This window comes from Kitasatospora sp. NPDC088783, from assembly GCF_044750705.1.
Lineage (GTDB): Bacteria > Actinomycetota > Actinomycetes > Streptomycetales > Streptomycetaceae > Kitasatospora > Kitasatospora fiedleri.
Window position 1 is genome coordinate 532,118 of record NZ_JBIVKJ010000004.1, and the last position, 18,095, is coordinate 550,212.

Here is an 18,095-nt window from a genome sequence, read left to right on the forward strand (position 1 = left end):
CCGCTCCGCAGGCTCGTCCGCCCATCGCCTCGTCCGCCCATCGAGTCGTCCGCCCACCGGGTCCGTTCGGGCGGCCCGGTTCGTTCCGGCAGCGCTGTCCGTTCCGGTGGCGCTGCTCGGTCCGTCGTACGTACCGCCTCGGCAGGTCGAGCGAGGCGGTGCTTCGTCGTTCCCGGGCAGGTGCTGAGCTGCCCGGATGCCGTGGGTCGCGGCCTTCCCGCCGGGGCGGTCCGGGCGGGCGTGTAGGTTCGCTGGCGATACCCGGAGCCGGGTGTCAGTGACCGAAAGGGCCCCGGTGAAGAAGCGACTGGTGACCGTCCCCGTGCTCGGCGTGCTGTTCGCGCTGGCGGCGGTCGGCTGCTCCGCCGACGATTCGTCGGCGAAACTCGACGGCTGGGCGAAGAGCGTCTGCGACGGCGCGAAGGACCCGATCGCCCAGTCCAAGGCGGCCCTCGCGGACACCGCGGACGTCAAGCAGGGCGAGGCCCCCGTCGACCTGCAGAAACGGCTCTCGGCCGACCTCGCCTCGCTCGCCACCACCAACCAGCAGCTGGCCGACGCGGTCCAGAAGGCCGGGGCGCCGAAGATCGACGACGGGGCGAAGGTCCAGCAGGACGCCGTCAACGAGCTGAAGCAGGTCGCGCAGGGCTACCTGGACGCGCAGAAGAAGCTCGACGGGCTGACCAGCGCGGACCAGGCTAAGTTCGCGGACGGCCTGCGCAGCGTCGGGGACCAGGTGCAGCAGCTCTCCCAGGTGTCCACCTCCGCGCTGGCCACCCTGCAGAGCGGCGGCCTGGGCGAGGCGATGAAGAAGCAGCCCGGCTGCAAGGCCGGTACCGCCACCGCCGGAACGGGCGCGTCCGCCGCGCCGACCGGCGGCGCGGGCGCGACCGGCACCGCTGCCCCCGGCGACAGCGCCTCCCCGGCCGACCCGGCGGCCTCCGGCAGCCCGTCCGGGTCCGCCGCGTCCGGGTCGACCGCGTCTGGGTCGACCGCGTCTGGGTCGACCGCGTCCGGGTCGACCGCGTCCGGGTCCGCTGCCGCGTCCGGTTCGCCCTCGTCCGCCAAGAGCTGACACCCCGTCGGTCCGCACCGCTCCGAACCGACGCGCCCCGACCGACGCGCCCCGACCGGTGGGCCCGGACCGGCGGGCGGGGCGATCCTCGCGTGGGACGGGGGAGAATGGCGGGGTGACGAACAGCCCCGTTCTTGATTCCGGCCGGATGGCGGAGTTCCGCGAGGCGCTGCTGAGCGCCTCCTTCACCGCCGACGGACTGCTGGACCTGCTCGGCCCGACCGCGTACGCGGCGCTGGCCCGCAGCGAGGCCGTCCCCGCGCTGCGGGCGACCCGCGGCGGCTCGCCGCTGGAGACCCTGGTGCGGCTGTTCCTGCTGCAACGGGCCGTGCCCAGGGCCGCGGCCGCCGCCGCGCTGCCGGTCGACGCCCTGCTGGCCGACGGCTGGCTGACCGCCGACGGCGACGAGCTGCGCGCCACCGTGGACGTGCGGCCGTACGCCGACGAGGTCGCCGGGCTGCCCAGCGCCGACGCCTGGGTGGTCTCCGACCTGGGCTGCGCCGTCGGCGGCGCGGGCGGGATCGGCTCGGGCCGGACGGCCACCGGGGTCGAGCGGCGCGACCTGGTGCTCGGGGTGGGCGGGGCGTCCACCACGCTGGCCAACCTGACGGTGCGCCGACCGGTCCGCGAGGTGCTCGACCTGGGCTCCGGCTCCGGCGTGCAGGCCCTGCACGCGGCCCGGCACGCCCAGCGGGTCACCGCCACCGACCTCAACCCGCGCGCCCTGCACTTCACCCGGCTGACCGCCGCGCTCTCCGGCTTCGACCAGGTCGAGACCGCCGGGGGCAGCCTGTACGAGCCGGTCGGCGAGCGCCGCTTCGACCTGATCGTCTCCAACCCGCCGTTCGTGATCTCCCCGGCCGGCCGGTTCACCTACCGGGACGGCGGGATGGCCGGCGACGAGCTGTGCCGCCGCGTGGTCCGCGGCGCGGCCGCCCACCTGGCGCCCGGCGGCTACTGCCAGCTGCTGGCGAACTGGCAGCACGTCAAGGGCGAGGACTGGCGCGACCGGTTGGCCGGCTGGGTGGCCGGCACCGGCCTGGACGCCTGGGTGGTGCAGCGCGAGGTGCAGGACGTCGCCCAGTACGCCGAGCTGTGGCTGCGCGACGGCGGCGACCACCGCGGCGAGGAGTACGCCGCCCGGTACGAGGAGTGGCTGGACGACTTCGAGGCGGCCGGCGTCGAGGGCATCGGCTTCGGCTGGATCACCCTGCGGGCCTCCGGCGCGACCGACCCCGTGGTGCGGATCGAGGAGTGGCCGCACCCCGTCGAGCAGCCGCTCGGCCCGCACATCGAGGAGTGGTTCGCCCGGCAGGACTTCCTGCGCGCCCACGACGACGCCGGGCTGCTGGCCGCCCGCTACCTGCTCGCCGACGAGGTGGTCCAGGAGCAGATCGGCGACCCCGGCTCGGAGGACCCGGAACACGTGGTGCTCCGGCACAACCGGGGCATGCGGCGGGCCACCAAGGTCGACACGGTCGGCGCGGGCTTCGTCGGCGTCTGCGACGGCACCCTGGCCGCCGGGGAGATCGTCGACGCGATCGCCCAACTGCTCGGCGAGGACCCGGCGCAGCTGCGCGAGCGGGTGCCCGAGTCGCTGCGGCTGCTCACCGAGCAGGGGTTCGTCGAGCCGGTCCGCTGAGTCCGCGGACCGAGACCCGCTGTCGCGGCGCCGCCCCGCGGAGTCCTGCGGAGTCCTGCGGAGGACCGGTCCCTCACCCGGGGCGGGTTCACCTCGCCGTTCCCCACCCGTGGCCGGGCGTACGCCGGGCGTCCGCCGCCGGTTGTCCACCGGGTGCCAGGGTGCTGTCCACAGGCTGTGGAAACGCGGGGGAGGGCCGGGGTGGAGACGCCGACGACGCTGGTGGGCGGGGCGGTCCTGACGGTCTTCGGGAGCGCGCTGCTGCTGTGGTGCGCCGTGGAACTGCGTCTTCGCCACCGCCTGCGGCGGTACGGGGTGCCCGCCACCGCGCAGGTGGTCGCCGATCCGGACCCCGCCGCGGCGATGGACGGCAGCCCGCTGCTGTCCTACCCGGTGGCGTCGCCCGGCGGCCGGACCGGTCTCGCCGCCGATTTCCCGGCCGATTTCCCGGCCGACCTCCCGGCCGACCTCGCGGTCGTGGCCGACGCCGGTGCGGGTACGGTTCACGAACTGCGTCCGCTCGCCGCGCCGGACGGGGCGCACCGCCTGGTGCTGGCCCGGCCGCGCGGCAACACGCCGCTGCGCCGCCCGGCCCGGCTGATCCCGGGCGCGGCCGTCCAGGTCGCCTACGACCCGCGCCGTCCGGACCGGGTGGTGCTGGCCGCCCACGAGGAACTGCCCTCGCTGCCGGCCGACCTGTTCTGGGCGCTGCTCGCCACGTCCGCGCTGGCCGGGGGCCTGACGCTGCTGGCCCTGGCGCTGCGCTGACGCTGCCGGCCGGTCCCCGCTGAACGTCCCGGCCGACGCCTGCGGAGCGCGTTCTTCCGCTTGGCGTCCGCGCACCGTCCGGGCGCTTCCCGACGGGTTCCCGACGGGTTCCCGGACGGTTCCCGAGCGGTTTCCGGACGGCGGGGGAGAGGCGGATCGGGCCGCTCCGGGGCGGGTTCCGGCCGTTCGGGGGCGGGCCGTTCGGACCCGGTGGAAGGCGTGGTTGCCGGGGAAAGACATGCCCCGGGGCCGGTCGCCGGGTTACCGTTCGAGTGGCGTCGGTCGGCCTTGCCGGTGAAAAAGCAGGTTCCGTCCGTTTGACAAGGGTGGCCGGGGTACGGTCACACTCCGCTGGTGGGGCCGTCGCGCTGCGGCAGCCCGGGAGCTGTCGCGCTGCGGCAGCCCAGGAGCTTTGGTAAACGACCGGGAGAGAAGAGCGAAGGTGTCCCCGAGCAGCGAGACCGCGCACGGCAAGCGACTCGTCATCGTCGAGTCGCCGGCCAAGGCCAAGACGATCAAGGGCTACCTCGGGCCCGGCTACATCGTCGAGGCCAGTGTCGGTCACATCCGTGACCTGCCCGGCACGGCCGCCGAGGTCCCGGACGAGTACACCGGCGAGGTGCGCCGCCTCGGCGTCGACGTGGACCACGACTTCGCCCCCATCTACGTGGTGAACCCGGACAAGAGGTCCCAGGTCACCAAGCTGAAGTCGTTGCTCAAGGAGTCCGACGAGCTCTTCCTCGCCACCGATGAGGACCGCGAGGGCGAGGCCATCGCGTGGCACCTGCAGGAAGTGCTCAAGCCCAAGGTGCCGGTGCACCGGATGGTCTTCCACGAGATCACCAAGGACGCCATCCAGGAGGCCGTGCGCAACCCGCGGCACCTGAACAAGCGCCTGGTCGACGCCCAGGAGACCCGCCGCATCCTGGACCGCCTCTACGGCTACGAGGTCTCCCCCGTGCTGTGGAAGAAGGTCATGCCGAAGCTCTCGGCGGGCCGCGTCCAGTCGGTGGCGACCCGCCTGGTGGTCGAGCGCGAGCGCGAGCGGATCGCCTTCACCTCGGCCTCGTACTGGGACCTGGTCGGCACCTTCGGCACCGGCCGCACCGCCGCCGACGCGGCGAACCCGGAGTCCTTCGGGGCCCGGCTGGTGGCGGTCGACGGCAAGCGGGTCGCCACCGGCCGCGACTTCGGCCCGGACGGGCGGCTGAAGAGCGCCGCGACCACCCTGCACCTGGACGAGCAGGCCGCCCGCACGCTGGCCGCCGCGCTCCAGCAGACCGCGTTCAGCGTCCGCAGCGTCGAGTCGAAGCCGTACCGCCGCTCCCCGTACGCGCCGTTCCGCACCACCACGCTGCAGCAGGAGGCCAGCCGCAAGCTGGGCTTCGGCGCGAAGCGGACCATGCAGGTGGCGCAGAAGCTGTACGAGAACGGCTTCATCACCTACATGCGCACCGACTCGACCACGCTGTCGGAGACCGCGATCACCGCGGCCCGCGCCCAGGTCACCCAGCTGTACGGGGCCGACTACCTGCCGTCCGCGCCGCGCACCTACGCCTCCAAGGTGAAGAACGCGCAGGAGGCGCACGAGGCGATCCGCCCGTCCGGGGACCGCTTCCGCACGCCCGCCGAGACCGGGCTGGGCGGCGACGACTTCCGGCTGTACGAGCTGATCTGGATGCGCACCGTCGCCTCCCAGATGAAGGACGCGGTCGGCCAGTCGGTCACCGTCAGGGTCGGTGGCCGCTCCGCCGACGGGCGGGACGCCGAGTTCTCCGCCTCCGGCAAGATCATCACCTTCCACGGCTTCCTGAAGGCGTACGTCGAGGGTGCCGACGACCCGAACGCCGAGCTGGACGACCGCGAGCGCCGGCTGCCGCAGGTCACCGAGGGCGACCCGCTGGCCGCCGAGAAGCTCACCCCCGAGGGCCACGCCACCAAGCCGCCGGCCCGCTACACCGAGGCCTCGCTGGTCAAGGAGCTGGAGGACCGGGAGATCGGCCGCCCGTCCACCTACGCCTCGATCATCGACACGATCATCAACCGCAAGTACGTGTTCAAGAAGGGCACCGCCCTGGTGCCGTCCTTCCTGTCCTTCGCGGTGGTCAACCTGCTGGAGAAGCACTTCGGCCGACTGGTCGACTACGACTTCACCGCGAAGATGGAGGACGACCTCGACCGGATCGCGGCCGGCCAGGCCGAGTCCGTGCCGTGGCTCAAGCGCTTCTACTTCGGCGCGGGCGCGGCCGGCGGCGCGGCCGTCGGTGCGGTCGGCGCCGCCGCCGACGCGGGCAACGGCGACGGCGACCACCTCGGCGGCCTCAAGGAGCTCGTCACCGACCTCGGCGCGATCGACGCCCGGGAGATCAGCTCCTTCCCGGTCGGCGACGGCGTCGTGCTCCGGGTCGGTCGCTACGGCCCGTACGTGGAGCGCCCCGCCGCCGTCGAGGGCGAGACCGGCCAGCGCGCCGACGTCCCCGAGGACCTGCCGCCGGACGAGCTGACCGTCGAGCTGGCCGAGGAGCTGTTCGCCAAGCCCAGCGGCGAGCGCGAGCTCGGCACCGACCCGGTCAGCGGCAACCCGCTGGTCGCCAAGGCCGGCCGGTACGGCCCGTACGTCACCGAGGTGCTGCCCGAGGGCACCCCGAAGACCGGCAAGAACGCCGTCAAGCCGCGCACCGCCTCGCTGTTCCAGTCGATGGACCTGGACACCGTCACGCTGGAGGACGCGCTGAAGCTGCTCTCGCTGCCGCGGGTGGTCGGCGCCGACGCCGAGGGCAACGAGATCACCGCGCAGAACGGCCGCTACGGCCCGTACCTCAAGCGCGGCACCGACTCGCGCTCGCTCACCAGCGAGGACCAGCTGTTCAGCATCACCCTCGACGAGGCGCTGGCCATCTACGCCCAGCCCAAGGCGCGCGGGCGGGCCGCCGCCGCGCCGCCGCTCAAGGAGCTCGGCAACGACCCGGTCAGCGAGAAGCCGGTGGTGGTCAAGGACGGCCGGTTCGGCCCGTACGTCACCGACGGCGAGACCAACGCGACGCTCCGCAAGGACGACGAGGTCGAGACCATCACCCCCGAGCGGGCGTACGAGCTGCTCGCCGAGAAGCGCGCCCGCGGGCCGGTGAAGAAGACCGCCAAGAAGGCCCCGGCGAAGAAGGCGACGACGGCGAAGAAGGCCACGGCCACCAAGACCGCGGCGGCCAGGACCGCGGCCAAGAAGACCGTCGCGAAGAAGACCGCGACGGTGAAGAAGACGGCGGCGAAGAAGACCACCGCCAAGGCCGCGGCGGGCGAGAAGTCCGCCGCTGCCGACGGCGGTTCCGAGGAGAGCTGACGGACACTCCGTAACGGGCCTGTTCGAATTCGGGCGGGCCCGTCAAGGACGGGCACCCGCACTCGCTACGCTGACCGTATGACGAGCGAGGAGCTGCCCCCCACCGCACGCACCGCCGCCCCCGGCCTCCCGGAGGTCGCCCCCGCCGGGACGCCCGGTGAACGGGCCCGTGCGCTGCTCCGGCTCCGGCCCTACCGGAAGCTGTGGACCACCCAGCTGCTCGGCGGTGCCGCCGACCGGCTGACCCTGCTGGTGCTGGTGCCGCTCACCGTGCTGGCCGCCGTGCTCGGCGGCCAGTTCGGGCACGGCTACCGGGCGCTCGCGCTCGCCGTCGCCGCGGTGTTCGCGGCCCGGCTGCTGGCCACCGGGCTGGTCGGCGCCGTCCTGCTCGGCCCGGTGCACGCCCTGGTCGGCGGGAAGCTCGACCGGCGCTGGAGCCTGCTCGGCGCCGACCTGGCCCGCGCCCTGCTGGTCGGACTCGCCCCCTGGTGGGCGGTCTGGACGCCCGGCTCGGCGATCTGGCCGCTGCTCGGCACCGCCTTCCTGGCCGGCGCCGCCGAACGGGTCTGGACGATCGGCAAGGCCGCCGCCGTCCCCGGCCTGCTGGCCGTCCCCGAACAGCCCGGACCGCCGTCCGCCGCCGCGCTGGACGCCGTCCGCACCCTCGACCTGCGCACCGGCTGGGCCGCCCTGCCGCTGGCCGCCGCCGGGCTGATCGGCTTCACGCTGCTCAACAACGTGCTGGCCGCGCTCGGCCTGGACTGGCTGCGCGACCACCAGCTCACCGTCGCCGCGCTCGGCACCACCGCCCTGTTCGTCGCCAACGCCGCGCTGCTGTACTTCCAGGAGCTCCCGGCCGGGGCCACCGCCGCGCCGCGCTCCCCGCTCCAGGGCCTGCGCGCGCCCGTGGACGCCCTCCCGTCGCCCACCACCACCCTTGCCGGAGACGCTTCGCGTCGCCCCTTCGCTCGCCCGTCCCTGAAGAAGGGCCGCACCGGCTCCGCCCCCTACTTCACCTTCTCGATCGCCGCCGCCTACGCCTCGATGGCGGGCGTCACCGCGCTCGGCCTGCTCACCGCGGGCGAGCACCTGGCCGGACCGATCGGCTACGGCCTGCTCGTCCTGGCCGCCGCCGGCACCCCCGCGCTCGGCATCCGGCTCAGCCGCGCCACCCTGCCCGGCCTCTCCCGCCGCCGGCTGCTCGCGCTCGGCCTGGTCACCTCCGGCGTGGCGCTGATCCTGGCCGGACTGGTCCTCGACTTCGTCCTGGTGCTGCTGTTCACCGTGCTGGCCGGCCTGGCCGCCGGCGTGGTGATCGCCACCGGGCGCGGGCTGCTCGCCCAGGAGATCGAGGAGATCCGCCTCGGCCAGGTCACCGGGCACCTGTACGCCGTCCTGCGGGCCGTGGTCGGCGCCGCGCTGGTCGGCATGCCGCTGCTGGCCGCCGCGTACGGGCAGGTCGCCCTCGGCGAGGTCGGCCGGGGCAGCTTCACCTTCATCCACGACGGCGCGGCGCTCGCGGTCTCCACCGCCGGGCTGCTGACCCTGGCGCTGGCCGCCGTCGTCCTGCTCAAGACCGACGACCAGCGCGGCGTCGTCCCGTTCGGCCGCGAGCTGGCCCAGGCCGTCCGCGGCCGGGCCGAGATCGCCCCGCACCGGGCCGCCGGCCAGGGCTACTTCATCGCGCTGGAGGGCGGCGACGGGGCGGGCAAGTCCACCCAGGCGCAGGCCCTCGCCGAGTGGATCCGGGCCAAGGGCCACGAGGTCGTCCTGACCCGCGAGCCCGGCGGCTCCCCGATCGGGCAGCGGCTGCGCGCCCTCGTCCTGGACGTCGGCAACACCGGCCTGTCGCACCGGGCCGAGGCGCTGATCTACGCCGCCGACCGGGCCGAGCACGTCGAGAACGTCATCCGCCCGGCGCTGGAGCGCGGCGCGGTCGTCCTCACCGACCGGTACATGGACTCCTCCATCGCCTACCAGGGCGCCGGCCGCGACCTGGCCGCCACCGAGGTCGCCCGGATCTCCCGCTGGGCCACCGGCGGGCTGGTGCCCGACCTGACCGTCGTCCTGGACGTCGACCCGACGGCCGCCCGGGAGCGCTTCACCGAGGCGCTCGACCGGCTGGAGTCCGAGCCCACCGAGTTCCACCAGCGGGTCCGCTCCGGCTTCCTGGCGCTGGCCGCCGCCGACCCGGCCCGCTACCTGGTCGTCGACGGCACCCAGCCCGCCGCCAACGTCACCACCGCCATCCGGCACCGGCTCGACCGCGAGCTGCCGCTCTCCGGCCAGGAGAAGGCCGCCAAGGCCGAGCAGGAGCGCAAGGCCCGCGAGGAGGCCGCCCGGCGCGCCGCCGAGGCCGAGGCCGCCCGCAAGGCCGCCGAGGAGGCCGAGCGCAAGCGCCTCGCCCTGCTGGAGCAGCTGCGCGCCGAGCAGGCCGAGAAGGACCGCCTGGCCGCCGAGGAAGCCGCCCGCGTCCAGGCCGAGGCCGCGCGCAAGGCCGCCGAGGACGCCCGGATCGCCGCCGAGGCGGAGTCCGCGCGACGGGCCCGGGAGGAGGCCGAGCGGCGCGCCGCGGAGGCCGCGCGGGCCGAGGCGGCGGAGGCGGCGGCGCGCGAGGCCGCGGCGGAGGAGGCCGCCCGGGCCGAGTTCGCGCGCCAGCGCGAGCTGCAGCGGGAGGAGCAGCGGCGGCGCGCCGAGGAGGCGTTGCAGCGGGCGGAGGACGCGCGGCGGGCCGCGGAGGCGGAGGCGGCTGCCGCGCTGGCGGCGGAGGCTCCGACGGCTCCGACCCCGGCTGCGCCCGCTCCGGCTGCGGCTCCGGCGGACGAGACGGCGGTGCTGCCGAAGGTGGAGTCCGACGTGGAGACCACCCGGGAGCTGCCCAAGCCCGGGACACGGGGTGCCGGCCCGAAGGGTTCCCGGCCCGGTTCAGCTTCCGGGTCCGGGTCCGGTTCCGGGTCCGGCGCGGGGGCTGGGGCGGCCGGGCGGCCGGCGGTGGACGAGACCGCGGTGCTGCCGAAGGTCGGGGGCGTTGACGAGACCGCGGTGCTGCCGAAGGTCGGAGGCGTCGAGGAGACGGCGGTGCTGCCGGTGGCGGACCCGGCCCGGCAGGCGCCCCGGGCGCTGTTCCGGGACGAGCCCGACTCCGCGCAGACCCGCGAGCTGCGGCCCCGGCCGGAGTGGGCGGAGGAGACCCCGCTCGACGACCTGCCCAGCCTGACGGACAGCCTGCTCGGTTCCCGCGAGGAGTGGGCCCGCTGGGAGGTGGCCGAGCCCGAGCCCGGTCAGGACGAGCAGCAGCCCAAGAAGGGCGGCTGGCGCCGCCGCAAGGACTAGGTCCCGTCCGGGTGGACGGGACGGCGTGAGCAGGGGCGCGGGGAGCCGCGCGCGGGGTCCGTGCCCCGCGCGGTTCCCCGCGCCGCTGCGTTCCGGGCCCGGGTTCCAGGTCGGCGCGTCGGTGCTGTCCGCGGGCGGGGTTAGGCTCGGCGGGGCGGGATCGGCGAGGAGGAGCGCGGCGTGAGTGTGTGGGACGACCTGGTCGGCCAGGACCGGGTGGTCGAGCAGCTGCAGGCGGCGGCGCGGGCGGCCCGGGCGAGCGTGCTGGCGGGGCGGGGCGGGCCCGCGGAGGGCAACGCCTCGCTGATGACGCACGCCTGGCTGTTCACCGGCCCGCCGGGTGCGGGGCAGGTGACGGCGGCGCGGGCGTTCGCGGCGGCGCTGCAGTGCACCAGCCCGGACCTGGAGCTCGGCGGGACGCCCGGCTGCGGCTTCTGCGACGGCTGCCACACGGTGCTGTCGGGCAGCCACGCGGACGTGAAGCAGGTGCGGACGGACGGCCTGTCGATCGGCGTCGGCGACATGCGCGAGCTGGTGCTGCGGGCGGCGAGCTACCCGACCGGCGGCCGCTGGTCGGTGATCATGGTGGACGCCGCGCACCGGCTGACCGAGGCGGCCGCGAACGCGCTGCTCAAGGGCGTCGAGGAGCCCTCGCCGCGGACGGTGTGGCTGCTGTGCGCGCCGTCCGTGCAGGACGTGCTGCCGACGATCCGCTCGCGCTGCCGCCTGCTGGTGCTGCGCACGCCCGCCGCGGAGGCGGTCGCCGACATGCTGGTCCGGCGGGACGGGGTGGAGCCGGAGGCGGCCCGGCTGGCCGCGCTGGCCGGGCAGGGCGACATCGACCGGTCGCGGCGGCTCGCGGTGGACGAGCAGGCCCGCTCGCGGCGGGCCGAGGTGCTGCGCATCCCGCTGGAGGTCGCCGACCTGGGCGGCTGCCTGGCCGCCGCCCAGCGGCTGGTGGACACCGCGAAGGCGGACGCCGAGGCGCTGGCCGAGACCCAGGACACCCGGGAGAGCGAGGACCTGCGGGCCGCGTACGGCGCGGCGGAGGGCAGCCGGGCCCCGCGCGGCATGGCCGGGGCGGTCAAGGAGCTGGAGAAGCGGCAGAAGAGCCGGGCCACCCGGACCCGCCGCGAGACGCTGAACGTGGCGCTCGGCGACCTGCTGGGCTTCTACCGGGACGTGCTGGCCCTACAGTTCGGCGCGGTCGGCGAGCTGGCGAACGAGGACCAGCGCCCGGCGCTGCAGCGGGTCGCGGGGGCGGGCACGGCGGAGCACACGCTGCGCCGGATCGAGGCCGTGCTGGCCTGCCGACGGGCGCTGGACCGGAACGTGGACCCGCTGCTGGCGGTGGAGGCGATGACGGTGGCGCTGCGGGCGGGCTGAACCCGCGGGGGTGGCCCTGGGCGCTGCGGGACGCCGAGGGAATGCTGTGGGGCCGTCCGGCCGTCGCTCGTTCGAGTGAACGTGCGGAGACGCCCGTACCGCCCTCGGGCGAGGGGGCGCGTGGTCTTGCACCCTGTGCACTGACCACGCGCTCGCGTCCGGCGGCCGGTCCTTCCCCGAGGTGGTGCGTCCCCATGCCCCGTTCGCTCCTGGTCCTGTTGTTGCTGGTGGCCGCGGTGGCGGGCAGTTGGCTGGCCCGTGCGGCGATGGTGCGCTGGCGGGACCTGCGGTCCGCGCAGACGTACGAGCTGGCGGCGGAGGTGCGGCCGGTGCTGGTGCGGGCGGGGGCGGCGGGGCTGTGCCTGATGTGCGTGAGCGCGCTCGGGGTGGCGGTGCTGCTGGGGGAGCGGGGCGGGGCGGGGCGGGCCGTGGCGGTGGTGGCGGCGGACCGGCCCGCGGGCAGTGCAGACCTGGTGGCGGCCGGGTCGTCCCCCGCGTCGGTGCCGGCGTCTGCGGCCTCGACGACGGCCTCGGCGGTGGCGTCCGCGGTGGCGTTCGCGTCGGTGGGCAAGGTGGCGGGCGGGGAGCTGGTGCAGGGCGCGGTGCCCGGTCCGGACGGGCGGGCGCGGGCGGTGCGGGTGTGGCTGCCCGCCGAGTACGGGAAGAACCCGGCGGACCGGTTCCCGGTGATCGTGCTGCACTCCGGGACGCCGGGGCGCACCGCCGACGCCGACCTGCCGGACGTGTTCGACGGCGTGGCGTCGGCGGCGCAGCAGGGCAAGGCCCGCCCGTTCGTGGTGGTCGCCCCCGAGGCCCCCGGCGGCACCGGGCACCCCTGCGACCTGGTGGCCGCCGCCCCGCAGGCGGTCGCGGACGACGCGGCGCTGCGGGCGGCCGTCGGCGCGGCCTTCCGCACCCTGCCGGCCGGCCCCGCGACGTGGAGCGTGCTCGGCGTGGACGGCGGCGCGCCCTGCGCGGCGGCGGCCGGGCTGGCCCGTCCCGACCTGTACGGGGCGGCCGCGGCGGTCTCCGGCCGGTACGACGCCCGGGCGCTGGCCGGGGCGGCGGCGGAGGCGCCCGGGGCGGCGGGCGGGCGGCTGCTGCTGGCCGCGGCGAAGCGGGACGCGGCCGGGCTGGCGTCCGGACGGGCGGTGCAGGCGGCGCTGCGGGACGCCAGGTCACGGGCCGAGGTGCGGACGTCCGAGGTGGTGCAGGACTACACGCCGGAGCGGGAGCGGCTGCGGCTGGTGCGGGTCGCGGTGCAGTACCTGGCGGAGCAGCTCGCCAAGTAGCGGCCGGCGGCGGGCGCGGGGTTACGCCGTCGGACGCGGGGCTGTGGTGCGATCGGCGGTGCGGCGATCGGCCGGCCGGGGTGGTGGGTGGGCGAGTCGCCGGGCCTGGCGGTGCCGCCAGCTAGGCTCGGCCTCCCGGTGCCGGCCCCGGCCGCCGCGCCGTTCCCAGGGGAGAGGACCCACCGTCATGAGAGTCGCCCGGACCCGCCGGCCGGTCGCCGCCACCGCGCTGGCCGCCGCCGTGTCGCTGCTGCTGGCGGGCTGTACGTCCGGGCACCCGGCCGCGTCCGGCACGCCGTCCGGTGCCGGGGGCCGCTCGGCGGACAGCGTGGCGGGCGGAGCGACGGGTGGCGCGGCGGGCGGCGCCCCCACGCCCGGGGCCACCCCGCTGGAGCCGCTGCCGGTCGAGGTGCCGGCCGCGCTGGCCCCGTACTACGCGCAGCAGTTGAGCTGGAAGCCGTGCGACTCCGGGTTCGAGTGCACCACCTTCAAGGTGCCGCTGGACTACGCGCACCCCGGCGACGGGCACGACGTGGAGCTGTCCGCGGTCCGCAAGCCCGCGGGCGGCACGGGGCACCGGATCGGCTCGCTGCTGCTCAACCCGGGCGGGCCGGGCGGCTCCGCGATCGACTACACCGAGCGGGTCGCGGGGCACTACGACGCGGGCGTGCGCTCCAGCTTCGACCTGGTGGGCTTCGACCCGCGCGGGGTCGGCCGGTCCGCGCCGATCACCTGCCTGACCGGCCCGCGGATGGACGCGTACACCGCCACCGACCTCACCCCCGACGACCAGGGCGAGACCGACGCGCTGGTGGCCGCCGACAAGGAGTTCGCCGCCGGCTGCCGGGCGCAGGCGGGCGACCTGCTGGGCCACGTCTCCACCGTGGAGGCGGCCCGCGACATGGACGTGCTGCGGGCGCTGGTCGGCGACCGGAAGCTCAACTACGTCGGCAAGTCGTACGGCACCTTCCTGGGCGCGACGTACGCGGGCCTGTTCCCGAGCAAGGTCGGCAAGGTCGTCCTGGACGGCGCGATGGACCCCTCGCTGGACGCCGCCACCGGCAACCTCACCCAGGCCGGCGGCTTCGAGACCGCCTGGACGGCGTTCGCCGAGGACTGCGCCAAGCGCGACGACTGCCCGGTCGGCCGCAGCGCCGAGGAGGCCGGCCGGAAGCTGGACGCGCTGTTCGCGCAGCTCGACGCCGAGCCGCTGCCGACCGAGCAGAACCGCCCGCTGACCGAGGCCCAGGCGCTCACCGGCGTCGCCGAGGCGATGTACGCCGAATCGCTCTGGTCCTACCTGCGCGAGGCCCTGACCACCGCCCTGGCCGGCGACGGCAGCGCGCTGCTCAAGCTCGCCGACAGCTACTACGGGCGCGGCGACGACGGCAGCTACGAGAACCTGATGTACGCCAACATGGCCGTCAACTGCCTCGACCTGCCCGCCCCGTTCGCCGACCCGGCCGCGGTCACCGCCGCCCTCCCCGCCTTCCGGAAGGCCGCCCCGCACTTCGGCCGCGACATGGCCTGGATGGCGCTCGGCTGCGGCTACTGGCCGGACAGGGCCACCGGCGCCCCGCACACCGTCCGGGCCGCCGGGTCCGACCCGATCGTGGTCGTCGGCACCACCCGGGACCCGGCCACCCCGTACGCCTGGGCGCAGTCGCTGGCCGGGCAGCTGGAGGCCGGGCGGCTGCTCACCTACGAGGGCGACGGGCACACCGCGTACCAGCGGCAGAACGCCTGCGTCGACGACGCGGTCAACGGCTACCTGCTGGGCGGGGAGGCGCCAGCGAACGGGAAGGTCTGCAAGGACTGAGCGGGGCGCGGGGCGTTCTCCAGGCTGAAGGCTGTCAGGAGTGTCCACCTGTCAGGAGTGTCCACGCGTGAAGGGGCTGGCGGCTACCATGGCGCAGCCCCTTCGGCGTCCCGCCCCCGTCCGCTCCACCCGCCCCCTGGAGACCGCAGTGCTCGGAGTCCACGACCTGGCCACCTACGTCCTCGGCGCCCTGGCCATCGTCCTGCTGCCCGGCCCCAACTCCCTCTACGTGCTCTCCGTCGCCGCCCGCAAGGGCGTCCGCACCGGCTACCGGGCGGCCTGCGGCGTCTTCCTCGGCGACCTCGTCCTGATCAGCCTCACCGCCCTCGGTGCGTCCTCCCTGCTCCGGGCCAACCCCGCGGTCTTCGCGGTGGTCCGGTTCGGCGGCGCCGCCTACCTGCTGTGGATCGGCTACGGCATGCTCCGGGCCGCCCGCCAGATGTGGCGCGAGCGCGCCCTCGCCGCGGCCCCCGACCAGGACGGCACCACCGAGGACACCGAGCGGCCGTTCCGCCGGGCGCTGATGGTCAGCCTGTTCAACCCGAAGGCCATCCTCTTCCTGCTCTCCTTCTTCACCCAGTTCGTCGACCCCTCCTACGGCGCCCCCGTCCTCTCCTTCGCCCTCCTCGGCGGCATCCTCCAGGCCTTCTCCTTCCTCTACCTCTCCCTCCTGATCTTCACCGGCACCACGCTCGCCAACGCCTTCCGCCGCCGCAAGCGCCTCTCCGCCGGCCTCACCTCCGCCGTCGCCGTCCTCTTCGCCGGCTTCGCCGCCAAACTCGCCGCCTCCTCCGCCTGACCCCGGCCCCCGCCCCGCCGGGGCCGCAGGTCGGGGCCGCCCACCGGGCCGCCCGCCCGGTGGGCGCGTACGGATCACCTCCGGAAACTGTGTAGACTGGCGCGCGTTGCCGATGCGACCCTTGCCCTCACCGGGCCGGGTCACCGGCAGCGGTGCCGCCTTAGCTCAGTTGGCCAGAGCAACGCACTCGTAATGCGTAGGTCATGGGTTCGAATCCCATAGGCGGCTCTGCGAAACCCCAGGACTCACTCGCCGTGACCTGGGGTTTTGTGCTTTCTCGGCGTGCAGGCATGTCTCGGCGGCGCGCCACAAGATCGCCTGCGTGAGCGATGCGTGAGCGCGGGCGTTGATCTCAGGTCAGACCTTGGCCTTCTTGGCCTTGGTCTTCGCCTTCTTCTTCGCGGCCTTCCGCTCGGCCCTCTCGGCTTCGGCCGCAGCCTTGGTGCGGGCCTCGGCCTCGGTCTTCCGCTGGAGGGGGACGAGCCGCGCGGCGGCCTCGGCGGCGCCCTTGGCGATCTCGGGCAGGACGCTGGTGTAGGTGTCCGACGTGATCTTGATGGAGGAGTGGCCGAGCATCTCGGAGACCACCTTCATATCCACCCCGCCGGCGAGGGCGAGCGTGGCCGCGCCGTGGCGGAGGTCGTGCAGGCGGATCGGCGGCAGCCCGGACGCGGCGATCAGCCGCGCGAACATCTCGGTGACCTTGCCGGGGTGGAGCCAGGAGCCGTCCTCGTTGGTGAAGACCCGGCCAGTATCCTTCCAGGCCGGTCCCCAGTCGGCCCGCTCCTTCTGCTGCTGCTCGCGGTGGCGCCGCAGGACGGCCACCGTGTCGTCGTCGAGCGCCACGGTCCGGAAGCTGCCGTCGGTCTTGGGGTCGGACTCCTCGACCTCCCAGCCGTCCTGTACGAGCTGGGTCGTCACGGTCAGCGAGCTGTCGTCGAGGTTGGTCTCGGACCACAGCTGCCCGCACGCCTCGCCCCGGCGAAGGCCGCGAAAGGCGATCACGTGCCACATCGCGTACAGGCGGTCTTCAGCAACGGAGTCAAGGAACGCGCCGGTCTGCTGTGGCGTCCAGACCATCACGGGGGAGGGCTTCACGCCGGTCTCCCGCCACTGCGCGACCCGCTCAGGTGTCCACACCAGGCCCTTCGGCTTGGTGGCCGGGTCGAGCTTGACGTGGGCGGCCGGGTTGAGGGTGATCAGGCCCTCGGGGATGGCGGCGTTCAGGGCGGTCCGGAGCGTGGCCCGGATGCGCTGGCGGGTGGCCGCGCCGGTCGTGCGCCGGAAGGGCGGCATCCCGGCGAGCTCGGCGTGCAGGGCCTTGCGGCGGGCGCGGTTCTCCGCGCCCTTGTTCGGGACCGTGGCGAGCTCGGCCTTCAGCGCGTGCCGCAGGGCGTTGTTCTCCAGGATCTCCTCGTTGGCGTCGGCGATGGCCGTGAACATCTCGGCGAGCGTGCTCACCCGCAGCCGGTCGACGCGGATGTGCCCGATGCGGGGCTTGAGGTGGATCCGGACGTCGCACTCATAGCGGGTGAGGCCGGACTTGCGGATCTTCTTGCCGGCCAGCCAGGTGTCGAGCCACTCGCCCACGGTGACGCGGGTCGAGAGGTCCTGACCGGTCTTCAGGCGATTGCGGGTCTCCTCAACGTCGGGCAGCTTGGCCTTCTCGTCGGCGACCTTCACTAGGAGGTCGGCGATCAGGGCCAGGTCCTCGCCGTCGTCCTTGCCGAGGGCTAGCAGACCGCGGACGTGGTCGAGGTCGGCCTGGGCCTCCTTGAGCGTCCCGTAGCCGGAGCGGTTGAACGAACGGCGGGTGCCGTCCTCGGCGTTGGGCAGCTCCTGGCGGATCGAGTAGGCGCCGTGCTTGCGGCTGCCGAGCTTCGGGCACGCCTTGCCGAGCGGCTTGCCGGTGGCGGCGTCGCGGCAGTAGCAGCGGTGGTAGGTGGAACCCTTCATTCGTCCTCCTGGTCGGTATCGGTGTTCAGCGGGGGGAGTTCGGCGTCGAGGAAGTCGAGATTCGACGCGAGGTGCGGGACTTCCAGGCCGATCTCGCGCAGGTGTGCCCTGACGGGTTGAAGTCGCTCGCGGACGGCCACGACGAAAGCGTCGAGTTTCTCCTGTGAGCCAGGAGGCCAGTTCTCCCGGAACGGTCGGAATTCCAGCTGGAACGCGTCGTGGTGCTCCTCTCGGAGCTCCTGCCAGATCCGTTCGTGCTCCCGGTAGAGGCGGAGCCGGTACATCTCGAGCGAGTGGCGGGCCTCGCCGGTGAAGTGGGTGAGTGCTGACCAGCGGTCGCTGAGCATCTCCGGCAGGTAGTCGAACCTGCCGCCCAGGGCGGGGGAGAAGAGCAGCTCGACCGGTGCGATGTCCAAGGCCTCGGCCACGACGATCAGCTCGGGAATCGTGATCGTCTTTCGCCTGCCGGACTCCCAGTTGGCGATGACGTTCCGAGGGATCTCGTAGCCCAAGTCGCCTGTTGCGTCGGCCACGTCCTGTGCGGACAGTCCAAGGTCCTTCCTCCTGCGGGTGATTGCTCGGATCACGTCCTTGGTGATCCGTTCGTGCCACTCGGGCGCTTCTTCGTCGTCGATGGACCAGTGTTCCTCGCGGCGTTGTGTCATATCGACACATTAGCCACTGGAAA

At 74.7% G+C, this 18,095-nt stretch carries 11 protein-coding genes and 1 tRNA gene; 10 read left to right on the forward strand and 2 right to left on the reverse strand.

All coding sequences use genetic code 11. The features are described 5' to 3' along the window. The first annotated feature begins 310 nt into the window (after nucleotides 1-310). The 10 genes from ACIP60_RS14945 to ACIP60_RS14990 all read left to right on the forward strand — a co-directional run bounded on the left by ACIP60_RS14945 (nucleotide 311) and on the right by ACIP60_RS14990 (nucleotide 15,679). Entirely contained in the window at nucleotides 311-1,075 is a 765-nt protein-coding gene (locus ACIP60_RS14945; protein WP_400683791.1) for a small secreted protein, read from the forward strand. Nucleotides 1,076-1,223: 148 nt separating this feature from the next. Then, nucleotides 1,224-2,717, forward strand: a complete 1,494-nt coding sequence (locus ACIP60_RS14950; RefSeq protein WP_400684186.1) for a methyltransferase — start codon at nucleotides 1,224-1,226, stop codon at nucleotides 2,715-2,717. Nucleotides 2,718-2,918: 201 nt separating this feature from the next. After that, nucleotides 2,919-3,485, forward strand: a complete 567-nt coding sequence (locus ACIP60_RS14955) for a hypothetical protein (protein ID WP_400683794.1) — start codon at nucleotides 2,919-2,921, stop codon at nucleotides 3,483-3,485. 442 nt (nucleotides 3,486-3,927) lie between these two features. Beyond that, nucleotides 3,928-6,822: a type I DNA topoisomerase gene (gene topA, locus ACIP60_RS14960; RefSeq protein WP_400683796.1), complete on the forward strand. Its 2,895-nt coding sequence runs from the start codon at nucleotides 3,928-3,930 to the stop codon at nucleotides 6,820-6,822. Between the two features lie 78 nt (nucleotides 6,823-6,900). Then, nucleotides 6,901-10,155, forward strand: a complete 3,255-nt coding sequence (gene tmk, locus ACIP60_RS14965) for a dTMP kinase (protein ID WP_400683799.1) — start codon at nucleotides 6,901-6,903, stop codon at nucleotides 10,153-10,155. 180 nt (nucleotides 10,156-10,335) lie between these two features. Continuing rightward, nucleotides 10,336-11,541 carry a DNA polymerase III subunit delta' gene (locus ACIP60_RS14970; RefSeq protein ID WP_282206158.1) on the forward strand — a complete coding sequence of 402 codons (1,206 nt, stop codon included), beginning with the start codon at nucleotides 10,336-10,338 and terminating at the stop codon, nucleotides 11,539-11,541. Nucleotides 11,542-11,735: 194 nt separating this feature from the next. Further along, entirely contained in the window at nucleotides 11,736-12,833 is a 1,098-nt protein-coding gene (locus tag ACIP60_RS14975) for a hypothetical protein (RefSeq protein WP_400683801.1), read from the forward strand. Between the two features lie 187 nt (nucleotides 12,834-13,020). Then, on the forward strand, nucleotides 13,021-14,652 hold the full coding sequence (locus ACIP60_RS14980) for an alpha/beta hydrolase (RefSeq protein ID WP_400683803.1): 1,632 nt from the start codon (nucleotides 13,021-13,023) through the stop codon (nucleotides 14,650-14,652). A gap of 148 nt (nucleotides 14,653-14,800) precedes the next feature. Then, complete coding sequence (leuE, locus tag ACIP60_RS14985) at nucleotides 14,801-15,451, forward strand: leucine efflux protein LeuE (RefSeq protein ID WP_400684189.1); 651 nt, start codon at nucleotides 14,801-14,803, stop codon at nucleotides 15,449-15,451. A 154-nt stretch (nucleotides 15,452-15,605) separates the two neighbouring features. Beyond that, nucleotides 15,606-15,679 (forward strand) — tRNA-Thr (locus tag ACIP60_RS14990). Between the two features lie 129 nt (nucleotides 15,680-15,808). Here the strand turns inward: ACIP60_RS14990 and ACIP60_RS14995 are convergent. Together ACIP60_RS14995 and ACIP60_RS15000 are read right to left on the reverse strand one after the other, a co-directional pair. Further along, complete coding sequence (locus tag ACIP60_RS14995; protein WP_400683805.1) at nucleotides 15,809-17,407, reverse strand: tyrosine-type recombinase/integrase; 1,599 nt, start codon at nucleotides 17,405-17,407, stop codon at nucleotides 15,809-15,811. Beyond that, the gene (locus ACIP60_RS15000) at nucleotides 17,404-18,072 is read right to left on the reverse strand and encodes a helix-turn-helix domain-containing protein (RefSeq protein ID WP_400683807.1); all 669 of its coding nucleotides are present in this window, start codon (nucleotides 18,070-18,072) and stop codon (nucleotides 17,404-17,406) included. Before ACIP60_RS15000 ends, ACIP60_RS14995 begins: the two co-directional genes overlap by 4 nt. Nucleotides 18,073-18,095: the final 23 nt, after the last annotated feature.